General features: G+C 49.3%; 23 protein-coding genes. 14 read left to right on the forward strand and 9 right to left on the reverse strand.

Annotated features, from left to right (window positions below):
• Nucleotides 1-30 precede the first annotated feature (30 nt).
• Complete coding sequence (locus ABDW36_RS20215; RefSeq protein WP_343703732.1) at nucleotides 31-2,265, reverse strand: tetratricopeptide repeat protein; 2,235 nt, start codon at nucleotides 2,263-2,265, stop codon at nucleotides 31-33.
• Between the two features lie 142 nt (nucleotides 2,266-2,407).
• Between ABDW36_RS20215 and ABDW36_RS20220 the strand changes: the two genes are divergently transcribed.
• Nucleotides 2,408-2,938, forward strand: a complete 531-nt coding sequence (locus ABDW36_RS20220) for a DinB family protein (RefSeq protein ID WP_343703733.1) — start codon at nucleotides 2,408-2,410, stop codon at nucleotides 2,936-2,938.
• A 104-nt stretch (nucleotides 2,939-3,042) separates the two neighbouring features.
• Here ABDW36_RS20220 and ABDW36_RS20225 read toward each other — a convergent pair whose 3' ends face one another.
• Nucleotides 3,043-4,383 carry a Gfo/Idh/MocA family oxidoreductase gene (locus tag ABDW36_RS20225; RefSeq protein ID WP_343703734.1) on the reverse strand — a complete coding sequence of 447 codons (1,341 nt, stop codon included), beginning with the start codon at nucleotides 4,381-4,383 and terminating at the stop codon, nucleotides 3,043-3,045.
• 62 nt (nucleotides 4,384-4,445) lie between these two features.
• Nucleotides 4,446-5,480: a hypothetical protein gene (locus ABDW36_RS20230; protein ID WP_343703735.1), complete on the reverse strand. Its 1,035-nt coding sequence runs from the start codon at nucleotides 5,478-5,480 to the stop codon at nucleotides 4,446-4,448.
• A 169-nt stretch (nucleotides 5,481-5,649) separates the two neighbouring features.
• Between ABDW36_RS20230 and ABDW36_RS20235 the strand changes: the two genes are divergently transcribed.
• On the forward strand, nucleotides 5,650-6,777 hold the full coding sequence (locus ABDW36_RS20235) for a TlpA disulfide reductase family protein (protein ID WP_343703736.1): 1,128 nt from the start codon (nucleotides 5,650-5,652) through the stop codon (nucleotides 6,775-6,777).
• Between the two features lie 11 nt (nucleotides 6,778-6,788).
• Here the strand turns inward: ABDW36_RS20235 and ABDW36_RS20240 are convergent, their stop codons facing one another.
• Nucleotides 6,789-7,199 carry a VOC family protein gene (locus tag ABDW36_RS20240; protein WP_343703737.1) on the reverse strand — a complete coding sequence of 137 codons (411 nt, stop codon included), beginning with the start codon at nucleotides 7,197-7,199 and terminating at the stop codon, nucleotides 6,789-6,791.
• Between the two features lie 114 nt (nucleotides 7,200-7,313).
• On the opposite strand from ABDW36_RS20240, the gene ABDW36_RS20245 reads away from it, so the two are divergent.
• On the forward strand, nucleotides 7,314-7,586 hold the full coding sequence (locus ABDW36_RS20245) for a hypothetical protein (protein WP_343703738.1): 273 nt from the start codon (nucleotides 7,314-7,316) through the stop codon (nucleotides 7,584-7,586).
• On the opposite strand, the gene ABDW36_RS20250 is transcribed toward ABDW36_RS20245, so the two are convergent.
• Nucleotides 7,552-8,169, reverse strand: a complete 618-nt coding sequence (locus ABDW36_RS20250; RefSeq protein WP_343703739.1) for a TetR family transcriptional regulator C-terminal domain-containing protein — start codon at nucleotides 8,167-8,169, stop codon at nucleotides 7,552-7,554. The genes ABDW36_RS20245 and ABDW36_RS20250 overlap by 35 nt on opposite strands.
• Before the next feature lie 333 nt (nucleotides 8,170-8,502).
• Between ABDW36_RS20250 and ABDW36_RS20255 the strand changes: the two genes are divergently transcribed.
• The 6 genes from ABDW36_RS20255 (at nucleotide 8,503) to ABDW36_RS20280 (ending at nucleotide 16,711) form a co-directional block, all read left to right on the forward strand.
• Nucleotides 8,503-11,562 carry a SusC/RagA family TonB-linked outer membrane protein gene (locus ABDW36_RS20255; RefSeq protein WP_343703740.1) on the forward strand — a complete coding sequence of 1,020 codons (3,060 nt, stop codon included), beginning with the start codon at nucleotides 8,503-8,505 and terminating at the stop codon, nucleotides 11,560-11,562.
• Between the two features lie 34 nt (nucleotides 11,563-11,596).
• On the forward strand, nucleotides 11,597-13,075 hold the full coding sequence (locus ABDW36_RS20260; protein ID WP_343703741.1) for a SusD/RagB family nutrient-binding outer membrane lipoprotein: 1,479 nt from the start codon (nucleotides 11,597-11,599) through the stop codon (nucleotides 13,073-13,075).
• Nucleotides 13,076-13,093: 18 nt separating this feature from the next.
• Nucleotides 13,094-14,317 (forward strand): alkaline phosphatase family protein, encoded by a 1,224-nt coding sequence (locus tag ABDW36_RS20265; RefSeq protein ID WP_343703742.1) that lies wholly within the window; start codon nucleotides 13,094-13,096, stop codon nucleotides 14,315-14,317.
• A 158-nt stretch (nucleotides 14,318-14,475) separates the two neighbouring features.
• Complete coding sequence (locus ABDW36_RS20270; protein WP_343703743.1) at nucleotides 14,476-15,531, forward strand: hypothetical protein; 1,056 nt, start codon at nucleotides 14,476-14,478, stop codon at nucleotides 15,529-15,531.
• A 150-nt stretch (nucleotides 15,532-15,681) separates the two neighbouring features.
• Complete coding sequence (locus ABDW36_RS20275) at nucleotides 15,682-16,107, forward strand: VOC family protein (protein ID WP_343703744.1); 426 nt, start codon at nucleotides 15,682-15,684, stop codon at nucleotides 16,105-16,107.
• A gap of 22 nt (nucleotides 16,108-16,129) precedes the next feature.
• Nucleotides 16,130-16,711 (forward strand): YdeI/OmpD-associated family protein, encoded by a 582-nt coding sequence (locus ABDW36_RS20280; protein ID WP_343703745.1) that lies wholly within the window; start codon nucleotides 16,130-16,132, stop codon nucleotides 16,709-16,711.
• 417 nt (nucleotides 16,712-17,128) lie between these two features.
• Here the strand turns inward: ABDW36_RS20280 and ABDW36_RS20285 are convergent, their stop codons facing one another.
• Complete coding sequence (locus ABDW36_RS20285; protein ID WP_343703746.1) at nucleotides 17,129-17,359, reverse strand: hypothetical protein; 231 nt, start codon at nucleotides 17,357-17,359, stop codon at nucleotides 17,129-17,131.
• Between the two features lie 141 nt (nucleotides 17,360-17,500).
• Here ABDW36_RS20285 and ABDW36_RS20290 point away from each other — a divergent pair, with 141 nt between their 5' ends.
• Nucleotides 17,501-17,734: a helix-turn-helix transcriptional regulator gene (locus tag ABDW36_RS20290; RefSeq protein WP_343703747.1), complete on the forward strand. Its 234-nt coding sequence runs from the start codon at nucleotides 17,501-17,503 to the stop codon at nucleotides 17,732-17,734.
• Nucleotides 17,735-17,742: 8 nt separating this feature from the next.
• Here ABDW36_RS20290 and ABDW36_RS20295 read toward each other — a convergent pair whose 3' ends face one another.
• Together ABDW36_RS20295 and ABDW36_RS20300 are read right to left on the reverse strand one after the other, a co-directional pair.
• Nucleotides 17,743-18,216 carry a hypothetical protein gene (locus ABDW36_RS20295; protein ID WP_343703748.1) on the reverse strand — a complete coding sequence of 158 codons (474 nt, stop codon included), beginning with the start codon at nucleotides 18,214-18,216 and terminating at the stop codon, nucleotides 17,743-17,745.
• Between the two features lie 8 nt (nucleotides 18,217-18,224).
• Nucleotides 18,225-19,619, reverse strand: coding sequence for a hypothetical protein (locus ABDW36_RS20300; protein ID WP_343703749.1), 1,395 nt, complete (start codon nucleotides 19,617-19,619; stop codon nucleotides 18,225-18,227).
• Nucleotides 19,620-19,984: 365 nt separating this feature from the next.
• Here ABDW36_RS20300 and ABDW36_RS20305 point away from each other — a divergent pair, with 365 nt between their 5' ends.
• The 3 genes from ABDW36_RS20305 (at nucleotide 19,985) to ABDW36_RS20315 (ending at nucleotide 22,578) form a co-directional block, all read left to right on the forward strand.
• Complete coding sequence (locus ABDW36_RS20305) at nucleotides 19,985-20,767, forward strand: hypothetical protein (protein WP_343703750.1); 783 nt, start codon at nucleotides 19,985-19,987, stop codon at nucleotides 20,765-20,767.
• Between the two features lie 95 nt (nucleotides 20,768-20,862).
• Nucleotides 20,863-21,858, forward strand: coding sequence for a histidine kinase (locus ABDW36_RS20310; protein WP_343703751.1), 996 nt, complete (start codon nucleotides 20,863-20,865; stop codon nucleotides 21,856-21,858).
• A 12-nt stretch (nucleotides 21,859-21,870) separates the two neighbouring features.
• Nucleotides 21,871-22,578 (forward strand): LytTR family DNA-binding domain-containing protein, encoded by a 708-nt coding sequence (locus tag ABDW36_RS20315; protein WP_343703752.1) that lies wholly within the window; start codon nucleotides 21,871-21,873, stop codon nucleotides 22,576-22,578.
• A gap of 153 nt (nucleotides 22,579-22,731) precedes the next feature.
• Here ABDW36_RS20315 and ABDW36_RS20320 read toward each other — a convergent pair whose 3' ends face one another.
• Nucleotides 22,732-23,454: a hypothetical protein gene (locus ABDW36_RS20320; RefSeq protein WP_343703753.1), complete on the reverse strand. Its 723-nt coding sequence runs from the start codon at nucleotides 23,452-23,454 to the stop codon at nucleotides 22,732-22,734.
• Nucleotides 23,455-23,661: 207 nt separating this feature from the next.
• On the opposite strand from ABDW36_RS20320, the gene ABDW36_RS20325 reads away from it, so the two are divergent.
• Nucleotides 23,662-23,877 (forward strand): hypothetical protein, encoded by a 216-nt coding sequence (locus ABDW36_RS20325; RefSeq protein WP_343703754.1) that lies wholly within the window; start codon nucleotides 23,662-23,664, stop codon nucleotides 23,875-23,877.
• Nucleotides 23,878-23,884 lie beyond the last annotated feature (7 nt).

Consider the following 23,884-nt stretch of genomic DNA (forward strand, 5'->3'; position numbering starts at 1 on the left):
AAATTGACTACACAATCGGGTACCCTACCGTCACAAACGTAATTCGAGAAAAATGGAGGCCCCATTGCCCGGGCTGCTTTCAATGCTCAGGCGGTCTTTCCAGAATGCGGCCCGCTGCTGCATATTGGACAGTCCATTCCCGTATTGCGCCTGTGATTGGTTGAACCCGATGCCATTGTCTTCCACTTTCATGATCAGCCTATTCCCCTCAAACAGCACTGCAATGGATGCCGTGGTGGCCTGCGAGTATTTCACCAGGTTATTGACGGCTTCCTTGAAGATGAGGTAAAAATCCCTCCGGCGTTCCATGGTCATGCCGATGTTATTGGCGTTATCGGGGAAGTTCAGGGTGTAGTTGATGTTTTTCCCGTCCAGCATATCGGCGGCATACCGTTTCATGCGGATGAAAAGTTGCTGCAGGTCGTCGTACCGTGGATTGATATTCCATACAATATCGTTGAGGTCTTCGCTGATGCGCTGGATGTCTTCCCCCGCTTTGTCCAGGTATTGGGACGCCAGTGCCGGCCTGGAAGTGTTCTTTCTGGCCAGTTCGTTCAGGATGTGGATATTGCTGAGGGAGGAGCCGATATCGTCGTGAAGGTTTTTGGCGATGTCGTTCCTCACGGCCAGCAATGCCTGTTGCTCATTGATCTTTCTTTTCAGTTTATACCGGTTGAAGAGGAACCAGACAATGATCAGCATCATGATAGCGCCTGCGATCAGCGCATTGCCGAGCAGGTTCGATTTTCTCAGGGCGGCTTCCTGCAGATCTTTTTCCTGTTGTGCCAGCAGCAGCGCCTGCCGCTGGTTTTGAACCGTGAGGTTTTGTTTTTCAAGGTCTTCCTGTTGCTGCAGGATCTTTATTTGCTGCAGCTCCCGCCCGCGTGAAAGCAGGTCTATCTCGTTTTGCCGTTGTTGCGCCAAAAGCGCATTCCCCGCAGCCAGCGCTTTTTGTTTCTCCGTTTCCAGTTCCTGGATGCGGCGGGCGTTGGCCAGCTGTTTTATTTCATTGTCTTTTTTCTCTGTTTCGTACCTGGCCTGGGCTTCGGATATTTTCACCAGGGTTTCCTGGTTGATGATGCTGTCCCGGTAGAGGATGTATTTTTTGTAATTCTCGTACGCATTGTAAAAGTCTTTATAATCCTTGTACAGCACCGTTTTGTTGAGATAGATGTCCCTGATGTTGGATTTGTTGTTCAGTTTGCCCGAAATATCGAATGCCTGCTGATAGAATTGCAGGGCCTGTGCCGTGTCTCCCGTGATCTTGGAGAGGATGCCGGCGGCAATCTGCCGGCGGGCCTGCATTTCGCTGTTACCCGTCCTTCCCAGGATGTCTATCGCTTTTTTCTCATACTCCAGCGCTTCCGCGTTCTTTTTTTGCCGGTTCAGCATGAGCGCCATGTTGATATAACTCTGCGCCATGCGGGATTCCAGCCCGCTTAATTCCGCATACCGCAAGCCGGTCTCCTGGTAATGAAGGGCCTGGTTGATGGAATCGAGGCGGAGATAGATCTGGGAGAGGTTACCGGCGCTGATGGCCACACCGGCTACATCGTTAACCTTTCTTCTCAGCTCAACGGCCCTTATGCCATATTGAAGGGCCCTGCTGTAATTGCCGGCGTCATTGTAGGCCACGGCCAGGTTATTGCATGTTTGGGCAATGCCGGTCTCTTCCTTCAATTGTTCGCGGATTTTCAGGGCTTTGAGCAGCCATTCCACCTGTTTGTCCAGATGGTTCAGCTTGCCGTGAAGCACCCCGATATCGTTATAGACAGTGGCGGTGTGGGTGGAATTTTCATTGCCGAATTTTAAGGACAGCGCCTTGTCAAACAGCCGGAATGCCTGCGTGTGGTCGTCAATGCTCATAAAATACACACCGAGCCGGTAAGTGGAAAGCGCCGTGATAAAATTATCTTTTAGCCGCAGGCCGATCTGCAGGGCCGCTGAATCATAATGCGGCAGGAGATGGAAGTCTGACCGGCGGTAATGCACTTCCGCAATTTTCAGGAGCGCCATGGCTTCCTGGAAAGGGTATGCGTTTTCCCGGCTGAATTGCAGGGCGGCCTCGGCTTTCCGGATGGCCTCAGGGTACCTGGCAATATGGGTCAGGCTATCCGATTCGGACAGCAGGCGGTCTATTTGCCGGGAACCGGAAGTTTGAGCATCCGCCGGGGTAATGCTGCAGAGCAACAAAGCCAGCAGGAGGAGGGGTAGCGTATATTTAGTGGCTTTCACGGTGATAAGGTGCAGCCCAAATGTAAACAATCCGGGCTTATTTTGGTAGCGGCCATGCCGGTATATTATTTCTTGCCGTATCTTTAACACGGCAGTCAGCCCCCCGCAGGCAACGATCCGCGGGGAAACGGGTAGCTGCCATTCCATTATTTTATCTGAAAAATCCAACAACATGCTGATGAAAAAAATGCTGGCCGTTCTCGCGTTGGTGCTGGGGACCGGTACGTTCGTGCTTGCCCAGGGCAGCCCCGAAGAAATGGCCAAAGAATGGGAACGGGCCAAGGCTTACACCCTTGAATATCTCGAAGCCATGCCCGAATCCGGCTACGCCCTGAAGCCCACGCCGGAAATGCGCTCCTTTGCCGAACAAATGCTTCACCTGACAGACGCCAATTACGGGCTGACCTCCGCGGCACTGGGCGTGAAAAGCCCTGTTGGGTTCGGTGAGTCCGAAAAAATAGCGGACAAATCGAAGGCGAACGTCATCAAAGTAGTGATGGCCGGTTACGATTATGCCATAGAACAGGTAAAGAAAGCCCAACCCGCGCAATTCGATGAAAAGATCAAACTGTTCGACAAGTTTGAAACTACGCGCGGCATGGCGCTGGCAAAATCTTTCGAGCACCAGACACACCACCGCGGGCAAACAACGGTCTACCTCCGGCTTGCCGGGGTGAAGCCGCCGCAGGAAAAATTATTCTGATGCGAAATGGCGGCCCGGTACTGTTTGGCGCCATTCTTCCAAAGAAAAAGGGAGGCGGAAGCCTCCCTTTTGGCCACCAGGCCTGTATTGTCAAATAGTTGTTCCTAGAAGTTCCTATACTCCCCGGTCAAATACTTATTGGCTTCCTCTTCCTTAAACCGCGCATTAGCCCCATCCCAATGAAGCGTCTGATTCGGGAACCGCGCCGCAACCACGCCCAGCAATATCACTTCGGTGAGTTTCGCTGCATAAGAGAAAGGTGCGCTGCATTTGGATTTTCCGAGGCAGGCGTCTACGAACTCGTGATAATGTTTATCTCCTTCAATATCGTAGCTAACCGTGGGTTTGCCTGCTTCTCCTTTCGGATCGTATTTTTTTGCATCGATCTTTTCGTACTTGTTGTTGACGATCAGTTTAGGGAACTCCATAAAATGCGGCAGCAATAACCGTTTGCCATTCTCGCCAATAAACATGGCGCCCTGGTCAGGCAGCTTGTCTCCGCCGGGCAATGCCAGCTCTTCCTGCAGTTCCGGCGCCCCTTTGCCATCGTACCAAACCCACTCCAGGGTTTTGGCGGTATACTTTGTGCCGGGGAAAACGTAGGTTACATGGTTCTTTTCAGCATGGCCAAAATCATTCGGCTCACGGCATTCATTTTTTACCGTTAAAGGAACACCCAGCTTCAGCGCATTATAGGGCGTATCGAAGATGTGAACGCCCATATCGCCCAATGTACCGCATCCGTAATCTATGCACCTGCGCCAGTTGCCGGGATGGTAAAATCCTTTTTTGTATGGCCTTTCTTTTGCCGTTCCCAGCCAGAGGTTCCAATCCAGTCCCTCCGGTACCGGATCGCTGCCTTCAGGCGCGGGCCCGTCGTACCCCCACACTTTGGGAGACCAGGCTATTACCTTTTTTACCTTGCCGATGATGCCCTTCTGGATCAGAATAGTGGCCAGCTTGTAGTCATAGAAAGAATGTACCTGGATGCCCATTTGAGTTACCAGTTTTTTCTCTGCGGCAACGGCCTCCATTTTGCGGGATTCCGAAATGTAGTGGGTGAGAGGCTTCTGGCAATAAACGTTTTTATTCATTTCCATGGCCATCAGTGAAACGGGCGCATGCGCATGATCAGGCGTTGATACCACAACAGCGTCTATGTCTCCTCCCATGCTCTTGAACATCTCCCGGTAATCTGCAAATATTTTTGCGTTAGGGTACTTGGCCTTTACAGCGTTGATCTTGGTGAGGTCAACATCACAAAGTGCAACCACATCCACAGACGGGTGGGAAGATATGCTCTTCAGATCGCTGACACCCATCATTCCAAGCCCTACCTGGGCAATCCTTAATTTTTTATCGGTGCCAAACGCCATGGAGCGTAACGGCAGAAAGAAAGCCAGACTTCCGGCTGCGGTGTTTTTAAGGAAACTTCGTCTATTCATGAGTTTTAGTTTTTGAATGCTTTTGGCGATCCCTCAAATATAATAAATATTGACACTTTGTACTACCTTTTAGCCCTTAGTTTCCTTTCGCTGCCGCTTACAACAATGACACCCTTGTAGCTGACCATATTGGCGATAGCCAGCCGGCCGGGCAACCCGGCGCCGGAGGGCTTCCAGTACCCGGATTGCTCATCCATCCGGTAAACCCCGTCCCATTGCCCGGCCAGTAAGGCATGGCCGCTCTTTATTACATTGAAGGTATACAGCTCTGCAGGTAGGCCCTTTTGAATGTTTTGCCAGTTGTTTCCCTTGTCAGATGACGAGAACAGCTCGTTATACACCATTGCATAGAGGGTTTTGCCGTCTGTGCTGATATTGTGCAAGGCCCCGTTTGAAAAGATCTTCTTCCAGTCTTTTTTGCCTGCTGGGGAGCTGAACGCGCCCTGGCTGGTTGCAATGTAAATGCTTCCGTCCAACACTGCAATGCCGTTTACCTGCAGTGTGCTGTGCCCGTATTCCTGTTCCCATTGGCCGCGTAAGCTATTGTAGGAGTAGAGCCCGGAGTTTGTTGCGGCGTAGAGCTGATGGTCAATTTCGGCAAGTTTCCGGATGGTCAGGTTATCCAAACCGGTATTCAGTTTTGTCCAGCTTTTTCCTTCATTCCCGGAGTAGAAAACGCCGCCAAATTGTGTTCCTGCATAGATGCGGCCTTTGTGGAACAACAAAGCTCCCGGATTGCTTTTAATCAGTTGCCTGTCTGTAGGGACATTGATCCATTTGCCTTCCCGGTCATTAAAAAAGTAGAGCCCGCTGTCTTTAGAGAGGAGGGCAAGCCTGTTTTCGGAGACGGCAATTCCACCCAGCCCGATGCTGGTTGCAGCGGGCAAACCTGCGCTTTTATTTTTCCAGGTCAACCCGTTGTCGGCCGAAAAATAGACGATGCCGCCTGCCGTGTCTGGCGGGTGGTCAGTACCGGAGGAAGGAGCGCCTTGCGCGGTTGAAACGGATGTCGTTTCACTACCGGTTTGTCCGCTACAGGAAGTTAAAAGAGCAAGAAGCGGTATTACCAGGCATCTTATTATCCTTGCTGGTTTCATAAACCATTTTTTGAAAGTATATGCAGCTCCTTCTAATATAATGCTAATGCCGGATTTATTTATGCCTAAACAGTTGCCTTTTTCATGCAAAATCGTTTAATTCGTTTAAACCAGGAATGATGGCATTACAGGTCAGCCCCGGCATATGATCAATAGAAAAACACAGCACATGATAAAAAATGCTACTTTAATCAGCCTGTTTGTCTTAACCGCACTCGCCGCACTGGCGCAAAAGAATGTGACCATCGAAGGCCGCATCAAAGGCCTGCCCGCCGGTCAGACTGTCTATTTAAGCTCGCAAGTCAGTGGGTCGGATACAGACTCCGCTACTACCACATCCGGCCGCTTTAGCATCAGCACCCGTGTGTTGCCCGGTGAAGGGAATGGTTATATGCTGCAGATTGGGAGGGGCCACAACCATTACAACGGCATGTATATATACCTGGACGAAGGAAACCTCCACATCAGCGGGAATGGCCCTGGATTCAAAGACGCCAGGGCTACCGGTACCAGGGCAATGAATGACTATAACAGTTTTGAGACTGAAATGGGCAAAGCACCGCAGCTTAAGGGGCGCCTGGAGTTGTATAAGAGATTGCATGCATCTAGCGCAAAGGATTCAGTTTCTTACAAGGCCCTGCAATATGAAGTGCAGAAAATGCGGGAGGCGGAATCCGCATTCACGCTCAATTGGGTAAAGGACCATCCTGCTTCCCCAATCAGCGCCTACCTGATGACAACGAGGCTGGGGCGCGAGGTAACGGTTGCAGAAAAGGAAACAGTATACAATGCACTGACCGAATCAGCCCGCAATAACGCCCCGGCGAGGATGCTTGAGACCGAATTCCGGAACGCCAAAACGGCGGTAGGAACAATTGCACCGCTCTTTACACAAAACGATACGCTCGGCAAACCGGTAAACCTGGCAGATTTCAGGGGAAAATATGTGCTGGTGGATTTCTGGGCCAACTGGTGCGTGCCCTGCCGCGCGGAGAACCCGAATGTAGTGGAAGCTTTCAAACAATATCAATCCAGAAACTTTACAGTGCTCGGTGTTGCTTTTGAACGGCCGGATGAAAAAAATAAATGGATAAAGGCCATTCACGATGATGAACTGACCTGGACGCATGTATCTGACCTCAGGTTTTGGGACAATGCCGCCGGAAAGCTATACGGTATCCGCTCCATCCCTGCCAACGTGCTCATAGGGCCGGACGGCCTCATTGTAGCCAAGAACCTCCGCGGAAAAGAGCTGTTCAGAAAGCTGGAAGAGCTGCTTGGGCCCGCCGGAGAGTAAACGGGACCGGTTTACCTGTCAGGGCGTCCAAAAAACAGCACATACCCGTTAACATCCTGCACTTCAAATCCCCGCAGCCCGTCATTATCATTAACACTATCCTCCAGTGTTCGGAAAAACACCACCCCGCGGGAGGAAAACTCTGCCGCCAATGCGTCGGGGTCTTCAACATAAACGTAGGCATCCCAGCGGGCAATGCCTTGTTTAATATCCCTGGTGTAGTTGGGTACGGGGTCAACGCCAATGTCCTTAAAGAAGATCATTACCGCGCCCCGGCGTACGATGCCGAAGAAAATATCGTCTTCACTGGGCCCCTGAAACTCAATTTCAAATCCCAGCCGGTCGCGGTAGAATGACAGCGCAGCCGGAACATTCTTTACAATGAAGAATGGAGCAATACTGGAAATTTTTGCTTGTGTCATATGGATAGGCATGAAAAGCTCCTGATAAAGCTAGTGATTATTGCCCGTTTTTCCATTACTCCCGGAATCCCCAAGGTTCCGTATATTGAGACCAAGTTGAAAACAACCCGTAGTATGTATTTATTGTCGATGAATGGTATCTATCCCGTGCTGGGCTGGGTGGGTACGCTTGCCTACCTGCTGGCCTACTTCCTGCTGAGCGTGAACAAGATCACTGCCCGGCAGCTGATCTACCACACGCTGAACCTGGTGGGCGCCGTGGGGCTCACCGCCAACGCCCTGTATTATGCAGACCTGCCTAATGTAGTGGTCAATTTTGTGTGGGGACTTATTGCCCTCAGCGCTTTTATTGTTATTTCCCGGAAGCGGAAGAAGAAACCAAATTGAGTTGCTGCAAGGCCAGCCCTTTGTACTGCGCCAGCTTTTGTTTGTATTCCCGTTTGTTGCTCACCAGGCTGAGGTAATAATAAGCGCCGTCTACCATTACAAAAATGGTGTCTGCCGCCGCTGCGGGGTCTTTCACCTTGAGCACGCCCTGCTGGTTGCATTCTTCTATCAGTACCCTCAAGTTCTCCCGCAGCGTATCCAGCAATACCTTATAGTTCTCCTTTACCTTCTGATCGCGGAAAACGAGTGAATAGCAGCTGTACGCAACACTGTCGTCAAACAGCAGGTGCCATTTATGGGAGAAGATGTTGTCTATTATTTTCAGCAGCTTCTTGCCGGGATCATTCTTGTAGGCAGGGGGCGTTTTATAGATCAGCAAATATTGGTCAAGGATGTATTCAATAAGCCCGTAAACCAGGTATTCCCTGGTTTTGAAGTAGTGGATGACCAGGCTGGGGTTGATATTGATGAGCGCAGCCGTTTTTGCTATAGAGGCATTTTCCAGCCCTTCCTTCTTTGCAATCGTATAAAAAGCCTCAATAATTTCCTTCTGCCTTGACTCCTTGATGCTTCTTCTTCCCATAGTAGTGCTGTCTGCTGATTTCCGGCAAATATAACATTCCCGGTTCAATGTTGTATGTGTGTTTGCTATCGTTTGCATGACGGGCCGGGCTCCCCCGAACTTATCTGCCATAGACATTTCCCCCGGGATCTGTGTTAACTAATTGTAAAGATTTTATTATAAAAATAATAATAAATTGAATGAATGTTCAATTAATTTTTATACTTTGATCTAAATGTAGATTTTTACGCCGGTAAAAACACGAACCGATTTCTAGCACGCAATCCCATTTACTAACAACTAGTTTCATTTATGAAAACAAATTTTTTACTCATCTTTTCGTTGCTGTTACAGATGTCAGCATTCGCGCAGAATGTCACCGTAACAGGCACGGTACGCTCCACCAGCGATAATGCGCCGCTGATAGGCGTATCAATAGCGGTGAGCGGTACCAGCAGGGGGACCACCACCAATGTAGACGGCAGGTATTCCCTCCAGGTCCCCGGAGATGCCGTTCTTATATTTTCCTTCCTTGGCCACGCCACCCAGCAAGTGGCGGTAAACGGCAGAACGAACATTAATATTGATTTGCAGCCAGGCGGCAGCGACCTGGCGGAAGTAGTGGTAACCACGGCGCTGGGCATTAAAAAGCAGCAAAAAACACTGGGTTACGCCGTACAGGAAGTGAGCGGTGAAACGATGGCCAAAACCAAAACCCCTACGGTTTTGGGCGCTTTGACCGGTAAAGTCGCCGGCCTCAACATCAACAACACCACAGACCTGTTCCGCAACCCGGGCATATCCCTCAGGGGCAGATCGCCGCTGATCGTAATTGATGGCATCCCTGACCCGGATGCAGACCCCTACAAGCTGAATGCGGACGATATTGAAAGCATCAGCGTATTGAAAGGTACGGCCGCGGGCGCCCTGTACGGCGCCATGGGGGTGAACGGCGCTATCCTGTATACCACCAAAAAGGGGAACAAAGGCAAGCTGCATGTGGAGATCAATTCTTCTACCATGTTCCAGCCCGGCTATACCGTTATTCCTGAGGTACAAACCGTATACGGCGGGGGAGACCAGGGGAAATATGCCTATGTGAACGGTTCAGGCGGCGGCACGGAAGGCGGCGGCTGGATATGGGGCCCCAAGCTGGACCAGCGTGACCCTTCCACGCCCAGCGGCTTTTATGAAACCACGCAGTATGACAGTCCTATAGACCCCAATACCAACCAGCGTATAAAAACGCCCTGGGTGTCAAGGGGCCGTAACAATATCAAGAATTTCTTCAGAACAGGCCTTTTATCTACCAACAGCGTTTCCGCGTCTATCGGTACTGATAAAGGCTCCTTCCGGGTGTCTGCCAGTCATGTTTTCCAGAAAGGGGTGGTACCCAATACGGAGCTGAACAACACTTCTTTCTCCATCGGCGGTAATTACCAGCTGTCTCCCAGGCTCACTATGGATAGCAAGCTGACCTACAACAGGGAGTACTCTGATAACTACCCCACGGTAGGGTACGGCCCCCCCAATTACCTGTACAACCTGATCCTCTGGATAGGGCCTGATATTGATATCCGTGACCTGCAGAACTACTGGATGCCGGGCAGGGAAGGTTTGCAGCAGCGCAACTACAACCTGTCATGGTACAATAACCCGCATTTTGTGGCCAATGAGCTGCTGAACGGGTACAAACGGAATAACAGCTTCGGGCAGGTAACGTTCGATTATAAAATACTGGACAACTTTACGGTCAAGTTCCGGAACGGTTTCAACCAGTATTCCACCAACTCCGAACTGCGCGAGCCTAACAGCTATATTGCCTACGACTATATTTCACGTGGCAACTATTCTACTGACATGGCCAATTACTTCGACATTAATTCAGACCTTATCCTGAACTACAACCACCAGTTCGGCAAGAACCTGAAAATTAATGTAACCGCCGGCGGCGCCAACAATTACAGGAGGTTCGAATCTGCATATACCACTACAGACGGCCTGACCATACCGGGGTTCTATGCCATCAGCAATACCATCAATCCCCTCAAGGGCTCCAACGTGCTGCGTGAGCGCAGAACGGCCTCTGCTTATGGCATGCTGGATGTTGAGACCCTGGGTTTCCTCTACCTGTCATTAACCGGCCGGTATGACAAAACCTCCACGCTGCCCATCAAGAATAACGCCTATTTCTATCCTTCCGCAGGCGTGTCTGCCGTACTGTCTGACGTACTCACCCTGCCCAAGGCCATTTCTTTCCTGAAAATACGCGGCTCCTGGGCCAAGGTGAACACAGGGTTTATTGATGCCAATAATCCCTACGCGCACATCCCCACCTATAACATCGGGGCCAAGTGGAACAATATACCTTCCCTGGGCGTACCGAGCCAATTCATATCGCCAGACCTGGTACCTGAAACAGTACTCTCCGGAGAGTATGGCATAGCCGCCGGCTTCTTCCAGAACCGGCTTAATGTAGACGCCACCTATTTCAGGAACAAGGACTATAACAATTTCCAGCTGGTGTCTATTTCCCAGGGCAGCGGTTATGGCAGCATCCGGAAAAATGCGAACGTTTTCCTGCGGAAAGGGTGGGAGTTCATGCTTAGCGGAACGCCGGTAAGAACGAGAGACTTCAGGTGGGAGGCATCCATCAACTTCAGCAGCGTACACCGCTGGCTGAAAGATGCTACGGATAATCCCGACGGTTACCTGGGGCTGGTGAAGGAAGGCCAGCGTATGGACCGGATCTATATCACAGAGAGCCGCGCCCCTGACGGTCAGGCCATCTATAACGCCAACGGCATGCAGGCCTTTACGCCCGTGGGCCAGTTTTTTGGCCATAGTGACGAAGACTGGATCTACGGCGTGCAAAACACGTTCAAGTACAAGAATTTCTCCCTCAGCCTGTCTTTCGACGGCCGCCTGGGCGGATTGATCTATTCCACCACCAACCAGAAAATGTGGTGGGGCGGTACGGCCAAAGGAACGGTTACTTCCTATCGTGACGATGCCAACGCCGGCAAGAACACCTATGTAGGGCCCGGCGTGGTGGTAACCGGCGGCAGCGTAACCTACGATGCATATGGCAACATCACTTCAGATACCCGCAAGTTTGCTCCCAACACCACAGAAGTGAACTACATCAGCTTCATGCAAACCACCAGCGGCGGCATGCTGAACAATTACCACTACTACAGCGGAACCTACCTGAAAATGCGTGAACTGGTGCTGACCTACAATTTCCCTGACCGGTGGATCAAGGGTAAATTCAACGGCGCTTCTGTATCATTGATAGGCAACAACCTGTTCATCCTGTCAAAGATGCCCAACGTAGACCCGGATGCTGAAAGCGATAACCTGCAAACGCCTTCCATGCGCTCTATAGGGTTCAACATCAACCTGAAGTTCTAACCAGTTGCATTCACATTTATTAAACGTTAACAAGATGAAACGACATACATTATTGTTCCTGTTACTGGTTGCCGGTTTTGCTTCTTGCAAAAAGTTTGAGGACTTCCAGATCAACCCGAACAATCCCACCATAGCAGACCCTTCACTGTTGCTGCCTGCTATTGAAAGAACGGCCTTTTCCACCATATCCGCAGACGCCGCCCTGGCTTCCAGGTACCTGGTGTATACGCAAAGCGTGAGCAATTCCCAGTATTACGGCTGGCAACGCAGCGGCATGGGCTATGGCAACATCAGCCAGGTGGTGAAAATGGAACAGGAGGCCGCCCGTACCGGTAAGCAGAACTACCGGTACATCGGCAAGTTCTTTACTTCCTATTTCATTGTGAACATGACGCAGACCTTCGGGGATATTCCCTATTCAAAAATGATGCAGTCTATCCGCTACAATAACGTAACAGATACCGCCGCCATCAGGCCGGCGTATGACAAGCAGCAGGATGTATACCGTGGTGTGCTGGACGAACTTAAAATTGCCAGCGACTCCCTGTCAGCCGCGGAAGTGGCCGTAACGGGAGACCTGGTGTACGGCGGCAATATTGAAAGATGGAAAAAACTGGTCAATTCCTATACGCTGCGGGTACTGATGAGCTTGTCTAAAAAGGAAGGAGAGGCCTCTTTAAACATCAAACAGCGTTTCAGCGAGATCGTCTCCAATCCTGCCAAATACCCGTTAATGGCGTCTAACGCGGATAACGGGCGGCTGCCTTATTATGACATCACGGGCAACCAGTATCCTTATTTCAACAACAACTCCATGAAAACGGACTATTACCTGGATAGCACCTTTGTTGATATCCTGCAGGAGCTGAAAGACCCCCGCCTGTTCGTTTTTGGCAAGCCCAAACCTTCTTCCGGCCTCCCGGTGAAAGATTTCAATGCCTATGACGGCCTGCGGGGCAGCGCTTCCCTGGCCCAGAATACCGCCAAGAGGGGAGCGGGTAATGCCTCCCAGATCCATGACCGGTATGCCTACCAGGCCATTAATGAGCCCAGCGTGCTGATGAGCTATGCCGAGCTGCAGTTCATACTGGCTGAGGCGGTAGTACGCGGCTGGATCACCGGCAATGCGGACACCTATTACAAAAACGGCATCAGGGCTTCCCTGGAGTTCTCCAATTTCGGCAATGCCTACTCCGCTACCGAGATCAATGACTATCTTGCCCAGCCTGTTGTAGCTTTACAACCGGGTAGCGAGATCAGGCAGATCATCACGCAAAAGTATGTCAGCATGTTTATGAATACCGGCTGGCAGCCGTTTTACGAACAAAGACGTACAGGCTTTCCTGCCTTTGACGTAACCGGCTCGGGCATCCTGAACGGCGGCCTTGTGCCCAAACGCTGGATGTACCCTAATGATGAGTTTACCAACAACCGCGTAAACGTGGAAAATGCGGTGAAAAGCCAGTATCCCGATGGGGATAATATCAACGGCGTAATGTGGATCTTGCAATAATAAAGACATTCAGATAACATGAAGAAAGGATTTTTAATAGCCGTATGCTTTGCCTGTGTTACAGGACTGCAGGCGCAAAGAACAAAAAAGGCGGTATTTGTGATAGTAGACGGTATTGCCGCTGATGTGATCGAAAAACAACCCACACCCCACCTGGACAAGATTGCCAAAGCCGGCGGTTATACCCGCGCGTACGTAGGCGGCGAGAAAGGCGGGTATTCCCAAACGCCCACCATTTCCGCGGTAGGCTATAACAGCCTGCTGACCGGTACCTGGGTGAACAAGCACAACGTGTGGGACAATGACATTGCCGCTCCGGACTATAACTACTGGACTATTTTCCGCTTCTTTAAAACACAATACCCGCAAAAGAAAGCGGCTATTTTTTCCAGCTGGCTGGACAACCGCACCAAGCTGGTAGGAGAAGGCCTGCCGGCCACGGGCAACCTGCAGCTGGACTATCATTTCGACGGCCTGGAGCTGGACACGGTGAAATACCCGCACGACAAGAAAAAGGAGTACATGCACCTCATAGATGAAGCGGTAACAAACGAGGCCGCCCGCTACATCCGCCAGGAAGCGCCCGACCTCTCCTGGGTGTACCTGGAATTTACGGACGATATGGGTCACCGTTATGGCGACAGCCCCGAATTCTTCCGCGCCGTAGACCTGATGGATAAACAAATGGGCCGCCTCTGGGAAGCCATCCAGTACCGCGGAAAACAATTCAGGGAAGACTGGGTGATCTACATCACCACAGACCATGGGCGTGACAGTGCCACCGGCAAACACCACGGCGGCCAGTCTGACCGCGAGCGGAGCACCTGGATCGTTACCAATGCCAAGGGCCTGAACAATTACTTTAAAACCGGCCATCCGGGCATAGTAGACATTATGCCCTCCATTGCCAGCTATTTAGGCGTAAAAATACCCCGTGAGCAGCTGATGGAAGTAGACGGCATCCCCCTCACCGGCCCCGTAGCCGCCACGCACCCCGGCGCCAGGCTGGAAAACGGGAAGATCAAAGTAACCTGGAAGGCCACCGGCCGGAAAGGGAATGCAAAGATATGGCTGGCCACAACCAACCAGTTCAAGGAAGGCGGCCGTGACCAGTACGTGCTGAAAACCACAGTACCTGTCGGCAAACAGGAAGCCGTGATTGATGCAGGTCAGTCCGGTTTTTACAAGATAGTGATCGAAACACCGGATAATTTCCTGAACCGGTGGATAGTGGTGAAGTAGCTGATCAGAATTATTTGAGCAGGGGCTGTCAATTTATTGGCAGCCCCTTTTTTTACTGCTGACATAGGGTTGACACCAGCCTTTTTTAATTTCGCCCTTTATTGCATGTTTTTTATGGAATTGCTGCTAATATAGCATCCTTCTGCTAAATTTATTCCATGAAACACCTGTTGCTATTGTTTAGCCTCTGCAGCCTCGTATGGGGACAGCCGGCCCATGCCTGCAGATGCATCTCCTTGCCAGTTCTTGATTCCATTTCCCAGTTAAACAAATACAGTTTTATTGCCCACGTATCTGTGACGGACGCCGGAGACCGCGGAAGCGCGCACACCGGGACGGTACAGTTCAAGATCATAGAATTATTCAAAGGCGACCGGATAGACAGCATATTCGAGTCCGATAAAATGTCCTCCTGCGATATCGGCATATCAGACCAGGAAGAATGGATACTATTTGGCATTATGCACAACGGCAAGTTGCTGCTTCAACCCTGCGACCGGAATATCAGGTATAAGAACCAGCAGGGAGAAAGAGACTGGCAATTTCTCAGGGGGATAGGAGACCTGCAAAAACTGCGATCATTGTACCGGCATACAGTGCAGCAGCACCCTGACGGCTCCCATACCGTATATTATCCCTCCGGTAAAAAAGAGCTGGAAGAACACTATTTGTCAGGGCAGCTGCATGGTTCCAGGAAGATTTGGCATGCCAATGGACAGTTATATGCATCTGAACATTACCTGCATGGTAAGCTTGACGGCAAGTCAGAATGGTTCTATCCCAGTGGGCAACTGTCTTTCGAAAGCTATTACCGGGCCGGAAAAAAGTATAATGTTTCCCGTTACTATTACGATACTACACTGTCTGACCGCCAACGGCGGATGCTGATAGATGTAGTCTATAAAACGGCGGACTCTTTGAACAGCGAGTACAGCAGGATACAAGTTCATTTAGAAAATATATATGACCAGGAGGGAACGCCAGTGATCACCAGGGAATATTACAGGTTAGGGAGGATCAAGAGCGAATGGGTGAATGATAAAGATAGCAGCATCAAGATCAATATCAATTATTACCCCAACGGCCTGATTAACTACATATCACGGTTTCGGGAATCGCGCACGGTTGGACAATACCAGGAGTTTAATGTAGACGGCACATTACGCCGGTGGGGGGAATATGATGAGAACGGCAGGTTGAAGTGGGCGGAGTGAAAGGTTGTTATGGGCATTTTTCAAGAATTTTTTCAGCCATGGTTTCGAACTCCTCGTAACTTTTTTGTACTGCATAAACATGCGTGCTACTGACATAGGGTTGACACGAACCTTTTTTAATTTTGACTATCATCAAAAAAAGAAAGAAACATGGCAACAACACCTTCCTTGCGCGGTTTGGCCACCGTCAACTTTTACGCAGACGATCTGGCGGCGGCTAAAAAATGGTATGCGGAATTCCTGGGCATAGACGCCTATTTCGCTTTTCCCCAGACAGGCGCACCCGCTTACATTGAGTTCCGGATAGGGGACTACCAGCATGAACTGGGCTTCATTGACCGGAAATACGCCCCTAAAAAAGCGGCCCCCGGCCCCGGCGGCGCTATCACTTATTGGCATGTAGACGATATTGAAGCCGTGTTCCAAAGGCTGCTGTCCCTGGGCGCCAGGGAGTTTGAGCCTATTACGAAACGCGGCACTGCCGGGTTTGTGACCGCCGCTGTTATAGACCCTTTCGGGAATGTTTTGGGCATTATGTACAACCCGCATTATCTTGAGGTGTTGAAAGGGGAATAATTGTCTGTTTCAAAACAACCGTATGTCTAGAGAAATCACCATCATCAACCCTGGCAGCCGCGCCAAATGGAGGGAGTGGCTGGAAGAGCACCATCTGCGGCAAGGTGTTACCATCTGGGTAATGATCGCAAAAAAGAACGCGGAGAAGCAGGGGCTGGCGTATCACGAAGCCGTTGAGGAAGCGCTTTGTTTCGGCTGGATAGATAGTACTACCCGCAGTTACGACGAATCTCACTTCATCCAGTCATTTACCGTCCGCAAGCCTAAAAGCCCCTGGTCTCCCATCAACAAGGAAAGGGTGAAAAGACTGGTCAAAGACGGCCTGATGATGCCCGCGGGGCAGAACAGCATCAAAGTGGCCAAAGCCAATGGTTACTGGACTATTATGGATGACGTGGAGCAACTCAAAGTGCCGGAAGACCTCCAGGCAGCCTTCCGGAAAAACAGGAAAGCGGAAAAGTTCTTTCTCGGGCTGAGTAGTTCAGACAAGAAGCTGGTGCTCCGCTGGCTGGTGCTGGCGCAGCGGCAGGAAACCAGGGAGAAGAGGATTGCTGCGATTGTTGAGAGCGGGAATGCGGGGCAGAAGCCGGGGGCGGTGGGGTGAGTGGGCAGTTCTTCGCTGTATCTTCAACTGAAGTGATGCTGTGGTAAGTCCGCGGTCATTTTAAAAGGAAAACTATGAGTACAATAACTTTGCATGTGCCTGAAAAGGTGGAACTGGACCCAAGGGAAACCGCGCGTTTTTTGGCTGCCAAGCTGTATGAGGCTGGCAGGTTGTCTTTGGGGCAGGCGGCTGAGTTAGCGGGCCTTCAAAGGCGACTTTTTCTGAGCTGCTGGGTGACTAGGATGTGGCATTAATCAATTATCCTGTTTCTGACATTTTGCGCGATGCTTCAAGGATATGATGGAGCAGGATGAATACTAGAAGCTGAAGTTGAGGCAAATCATTGGTTTATAATCTTCAAATGGAATTTAATCTGTCGATGATTAGTACCTGCGGATCAGGTGAGGGATTTCTTACTTAGCTATTGGAATTGTATATATTCGAAATGAGATCGCTCAACAATTCATAATAGAGTAGAAGGTTGGCTCTGTCCATCCCATTCCACATGTCCGCATGCTGGCTTCCCATAGCTGCAACAAGCAATTCCCAGAGAGGCTTTTGAGCTTCCTCTACGGAGGGATAAGTATCCTTTAAGTTTTCTATTGTTGTGCTTGAAAGGCAGGAGGGTTGAACAATGGCCTTTTTCATATTTTCATGATTTATATAAGTACAAATATTGCAACGCAGACTTTATCTCGATACCCAAACCACATGTACAAATTTAAGGGTAAATTTTATAATTGTCAAATTTGACAATTATATTCTTCGCATCTTTTCCATTTTTATTGGATGAAAGTACGTAACGATGCTTACCTGAAGGCTTTTGGTGAGAATTTAAAGCAATTGATGGCAAAGAGTAATAAAAACGCCGAAACCGTAGCAGCCCTGGGAGGTATTGAAACCAAACAGGTTTATAGGGTTATTAACGGAGAGCATAGTGCTACTCTTTCGATAGTCTATGCCATAGCCAAAGGTCTTGAAGTTCACCCGAAAGAGTTATTTGATTTTACGTTTCAGGAGTAGGCCCCGGCTTAGTTTAGCTTTGCGAAGGCCGTTTTTCCCCAAAGTACAAACGCGTCTATTTTGCCTTCCTCCATCAAAAAGTAGCGTCTAAATGAGCCGGTCCGGTCGAATGCTATATATGATCTATCCCTGTATGAAGGGCTAAGCTGCATAATTTGTAAAGAATCCGGTGCATCGTTATAGGGAACTATTTGCAAGTCTTTTTTCTTTACTTGGTGAAGCTGTTTATTCAACCGTTTTAATTCAGCTAAAACATACTGTCTCCGGAATTTCAGGTTTGTCGTATCGTTTTTATAAAATATAAGATGGCGATCTGTTAAAGTGTCGAAAAAATGCATAGTGTGCCGGTCAAAAAGGCTCCAGTTCTTGGTTGCAACATAGGAGAGGAACTCCATTATCGTCTTTTCATCGTTAGCCGGAGATTGTCCACGTACCTGGAGGTAGAGAACAGAAACAAGGATTGTAAAGAGTATCTTCTTCATTGCTAGTTCTAATTACAGTTTCCTGCGTTTTCTTTGGATTTTCCAGGGCCTGCAACAGCTCCACGCATTTTTTTGAGATCCTCTCCAAAATTTGCCGGATTCAGTCCTGAACCTACAACCCATGACCCTTTTGTGCGATTTACCTTAACGCCACAGGCGTCAGCAATATCTAGAACAAAATTAGTGCAATTATAGTTTTCAAGGTGGTAGGTTGGATTGTAATTTTGTATAAGACCTAAGACGTGCTCCAATACAGCAGGCGTGACAGACACGTCAAGACGCACATCATATGGCTCGTTTGAGTCGTCACCAAGCAGGCTTTCGCTGCTTTTGGAAAGAAAAGGGGATACGGCGTCGCTTGGATGGAAGCCAATAGTTCTTCTTGTTATATTGCCATTGTCAAGTTGTTCTATTGTCAGAAACGCATGGCCGACTTTCTCTTTCATACTAAACGGCTCTGAAGACCCAGCTAGCGGTTGATCTGCAAAGAAGGTAATGATCGCTCCCTTATTTGATGAAAAGCATCCCAGGTATTTGGTCACATCCGTAATGGGCTTTGACGGTGGAAGAACGGCCGCCAAGGCTTCTTGCTCATTTTCTCCAAAAGCCCCATCACAATCATTGGAAGGCGTGGGAGTACCCCCGGTTCCATTTCCTTGACCAAATGAATAGTCATCGGGATAAGGATTATAACCCATATCATATCCGCTGTTGTCATCTACCCAAACCGCTGACAAAATACAATCCCTCTGCACCACCACCTCCCCAATACAATTTCCGCTCCCATCACCCGTACAAACCGTTGTATAATAGCAAGTCTCAACATACCCCACAATTTCCCGCGCGGTCAAAGTAATCGTCATCCCCGGCTTCGCCATCCGTGCACCCGTGATATACGCCCTTTCCATACGAGACATCATACAAGGGTCATTAATGGCTGCCCCGTCGTGGTCAAACGCCCGCTGGTTAAACAGGTCTGCCGCAATGAAAACATTTCGCGCACTGAGGCCCTTGCCGTATCCATACTTTCCCGGCTTCTCCGCATCAAAAATCCGTACACTGAACTTCCCGTTATTTTTCAACGCTATCAGGCCAGAGACGCGTGAGCCTCCGTTACGCACCATAGGCGCCAGTACCATTAACCCGCCACTCTGTATACCTATTACCGCATGTTCCCACAAGGGATAACCATAGGCATTGGCGGCGCTATCCATGAAGGGGCGCAGTTTTTCCACGTGCTGCAGGGAGTCCATGAACGGAGCAAGTCTTTCGTCAGCGCCGTCTTTTAGAGTGGCAAATTGATGAAAAGGCGCTTTTACTTCAACGTTTTCAATACCTCTGGAACAAGCGAAAAGAAGCATGATAACGCTAATGACGGGTAACCAGGAACGGGATACTAACATCAGGTAACATTTTAGGATTAAAACAACAAACAATTGCAAAGCTTGGTTCTCGATTCTGGCTGGCTACATGTAATTTAACTTTTTTTCATATCAGTGACTAAATTTTTTGTTTCACAAAGTGGTTTGTGAAATACGGTAAATAGTGGTAAACGAGTCGTATTATCCTTGGTAAAACGTCGTTCGGACATCGGTCACCCTTCAATGTTCCTTCGTATATGAGCCGTGTATATCCCGTATATATCTTGTGTTCCAGTTGTCTATATCTTGTCTCTATATAGACACAACTCATTCTTGGCTGGAAAACAATTTTCATATAATTTCGCCGCAATGGAAAACGATTGTTAACTACCTAAATCCCAAACATCATGGCGAAGTTCAAAAGTCTGTTTGATTTTTCGGGTAAGAACGGCAAGTACTCCATCTACAAAAGGAAAGACTCTGACGAGATCATTTTACGAAGAAGCGGCGGCCCCACAAAGCAGCAAATCAACTCATTACCCCAGTTTGAACGTACGCGGCAGAATAATAGCGAGTTTGCCGCCTGTTCCATGTTTACAGCGGGCATCAGGGCCGCCATGTACCCGGTTAACCACCTTGGAGATTCCGGTTTTACAAGCGCATTGACCTCATTGGCAAAGAAGATTCAAGTACTGGATGAAATGGGGGAAAGGGGAGAACGAAACATTAGGCTTTCCCGCTTCAGGCATATGTTAGATGGTTTTAATCTTAACCTGGAGTGCCCGTTCGACGGTGTATTCCGTGCGCCGGTAGTTGTAAAAACAAACAGAAAGAATGCCACTGCCAGTATTATTATCCCGAAGGCGGTGCCTGGGGTCAACCTGCATCTGCCATGGAAAACACCTTATTATCGCTTTATTTTTTCCCTTGGCCCTATAAGTGACGTATTATTCAAAGACAACGCTTTTGACTGCAAAGATGCTGGAGCTACTCATTTCAGCTTTGCCGAATGGCAACATGCAGAAGCATCTGCTGAAGAGACCGTTATTGACATGCAACTGGAAAAATCTTCTTCGAGGACGGTTTCCTATGTGCTGGCCATTGGCATTGAGCCGGGCGTCCCCGACCGCTTTGGCGAAAAAGAACCGAAAACAGGAGCAGGCACCGCCAAAATTCTGACCGTGTTTTAGATGTTCATGAACGATAAAGGGGGATTCATTAGCTGAAAAGCACATTTCGCCGGACTTGTGCCGAACGAGTTTGTTCCTGTTTTACATTTGCTTGCATGAAACGCTGGATACACATATCGATTCACATATTGCTCTGGGCGCTGGCGCTCTGGATGGTTTTGCCCAGACCTATGCCGGATGGCGTAGCTTTTTGGGCCATGCTGGTTACTCCGGCAAGCACTATCGTGATGTTTTACTATTGCTACTCGCTGGCTTGGCCATGTCTCAACCGGAAGGGTAAACGCTGGCTCACACCGGTATTGCTGGTAATAGTTCCTCCACTGTATTGGCTATGCCTGTTCGTTTTGCACAGGTTCGTGTACCTGGTAGCCGGTTTGCCGCCAACGATAAGGACATACGGAGACACAACCATGTATGCGTCCGAAAAGGTGATAACGCTGGTTATTCTTGCCGGCGCAGTATGGGGCATACAGGCATGGTCAGGAAAAAGGAGAGAAAACCGGCTGCTGGAAAAGGAAAATGAAAAAATGGAGATGGATTACCTGCAGATGCAGTTTAACCCCCACTTCCTGCTTAATATGCTGAATAACCTCTATATCTGCGCAGCTGAGGTGTCTGAAGAACTGGCCTTGCAGGTGAAACGAGTTGCAGACCTGATGACGTATGCCATCAGGATTCATAGCGATGGGCTGGTTCCACTGAGTATAGAGGTAGAACACATACTGAATTATACAGAAATATTCCGGATGCGTTTCGGACCAAGGTTTCATGCTGAGGTAGAGGTAGAGGGCAGTAACGAAGATCTGCAAATTCCGCCGCTGTTGCTGATGCCTTTTGTGGAAAATGCCTTCAAACATGGGGTGGTCACCGACCCGCAGCGGCCAGTAAGGGTGCAGCTGAAAACCGAAGGGAACACCCTGTGGCTCACGGTACAAAATATAATTGCACAGCACAACTACAAAGACTCGACAGGGGGAGTGGGCTTGCCAAGCATCAGGCGGCGGCTGGCATTAATATACCCCGGAAAGCATACGTTGAAAATTACTGAACAGGCGGAAGTATATACTACCAATTTGCAGATAATCCTTTAAAAATCGGTATATATGGCAATTTCACCAATCCGTTGTATTGTAGTTGATGATGAGCACAAAGCGGCTGATCACATTGCCGGCATGGTCAGGCAAACTCCCTTCCTGGAACTTGTAGACGTAAGTACGGACCCGCATGAAGCTTTGGCCTGGGTAATGGAAGGCCGTGCGGAGCTTGTTTTCCTTGACCTGAACATGCCGGTGCTGCATGGAACCGATTTTGTCAGGATGGCCGGTGGAAAGAGCCGGTTCATCATCACTACCGGGTTTGCGGAGTATGCCCTGCAGGGGTATGAGCTGGGTGTGACGGACTACATTGCGAAGCCGGTCACCTATCAGCGTTTCCTGATGGCTGCAGGTAAGGCCCTGGAGGTGCTTAGGCCGGCTGCACCGGCTTCTCCGGTAGCGCGGCCGGATTGCAGCTTTATCAGGGGAGTGGGCAGGCAGCAATTTTATAAAGTTGATCACAAAGACATATGCTATATACAGGCAGAGGGGTATAAGTCCATACTGCATTTGAAAGAAGGCTGCCTGGAATCTTCTACGCCGTTGAGTGAATTGGAGGCTACACTGCCGGAAGGCCATTTTTTGCGCGTACACCGCTCTTTCATTGTAGCTCTCACCGAAATTGAGACCATCAGCAATAATATTATCACTATACAGCAAACAGAGATCCCCATAGGTCAGTCTTACCAGGAGAAATTCTATCAAACCGTACGTTAAGCAAGTTACAGGATGATAAAATGTTTACTTCCATATGGGAGCAGGCTTTTTTTTGCATACGCAAAAAGCCCCCTGCAAAATGCAGGGGGCGGCCAAACAAATGGAGTGATGTTACATCATTCCTGCTTAACTGCGGTTTGGCTTACGGCGCGGTTATGGACGCGGAGATACGGCAACTATTTGCACTGCATCATATTTCTTGTTCCTGAACCGGCCAGATTTGCCGAACATGACCTCATGAAACTCAATGCTGAACAGCATAAACAGCGGATGAACACTGTTGGCCTCCAGATTGACCTCCAGGCTAAATCCCTCCACAGGGGTTTTATTGATACGTACAAAGTCCGTGGCCATAAATGCGTTGGTGAAACGCTCGTTCACGAAGTCAATAGACGCACCACCGATGGTCATTTTCAAATGTGTGGATTTTTTTGGCCTTTTAAAATTGGAAGGCACGTAAGCTGGAAGATTTACCTTCAGGATACCGGTAGCACGGTCAATAAGAGCCATGTTTTCCTGCACCCTGTAACTTTTAAGCTTATAGGCATTGTTGAGTTCAAAACGCCGCAGCTTTTCCAGATCGCCCAGGGCTATCTGGCGTTCGCCCCGTTCGTTTTCAGGGTCTTGTTGCAGTGCCGCAAAAAACGCGCTCTGCAATCGGGGGTAGGCGCCTCTTGTAATGTGCGAAGGCAATATCGGCGAAAAGGCGTCCAGGAACAATGAAGCGGCTTTGCCAGCCCTGCCGAACTCGGCATTGTTTTCCCTGGTGCGTTCGAAGGCAAGATCGTTTTCAATGAGATTTGCCATCGTGTTTGATTTTTTCTTTACGGAAATACCACCTTTGGTTTCCGTAATAGTGAAACTTGATTTAGACATAATTGTAAGTTTTAAAAGATGAATAAAAGGGCATTCTGAAACGCCATGCCCGTAAGGCGTTCCGACCGGTCAGAGAAGAAAATTGTAATTACACCACGAATGTAAACCCGCTTATAAGAACCCTTGGCCGAAATGGCCATTTTGGCCGTTTTGGCCGATTTGACCGAAAAACACCAAAATGGCCGTTTTGGCCGTAAACTGATTGCTATGAAAAATCGAGAATTACCGTGGCTGCCCCGGCTGGTGATTTACCCGAAAGATGTGGCGAAAATCACCGGCAAAAGCGAACGTAAAGCCAGGAGAGACCTGGCCACCATCAGGGATGCGAAAGGGCGGCGCAAGAATGACCCTGTAACCATCTTCGAATTCCTGGAGTATTTCCCGATGTATACGCTGGAAACGGTGCTGGTAATGCTGAATTGAGATGTAA

The sequence above is a fragment of the Chitinophaga sp. genome (assembly GCF_039596455.1).
GTDB lineage: Bacteria > Bacteroidota > Bacteroidia > Chitinophagales > Chitinophagaceae > Chitinophaga.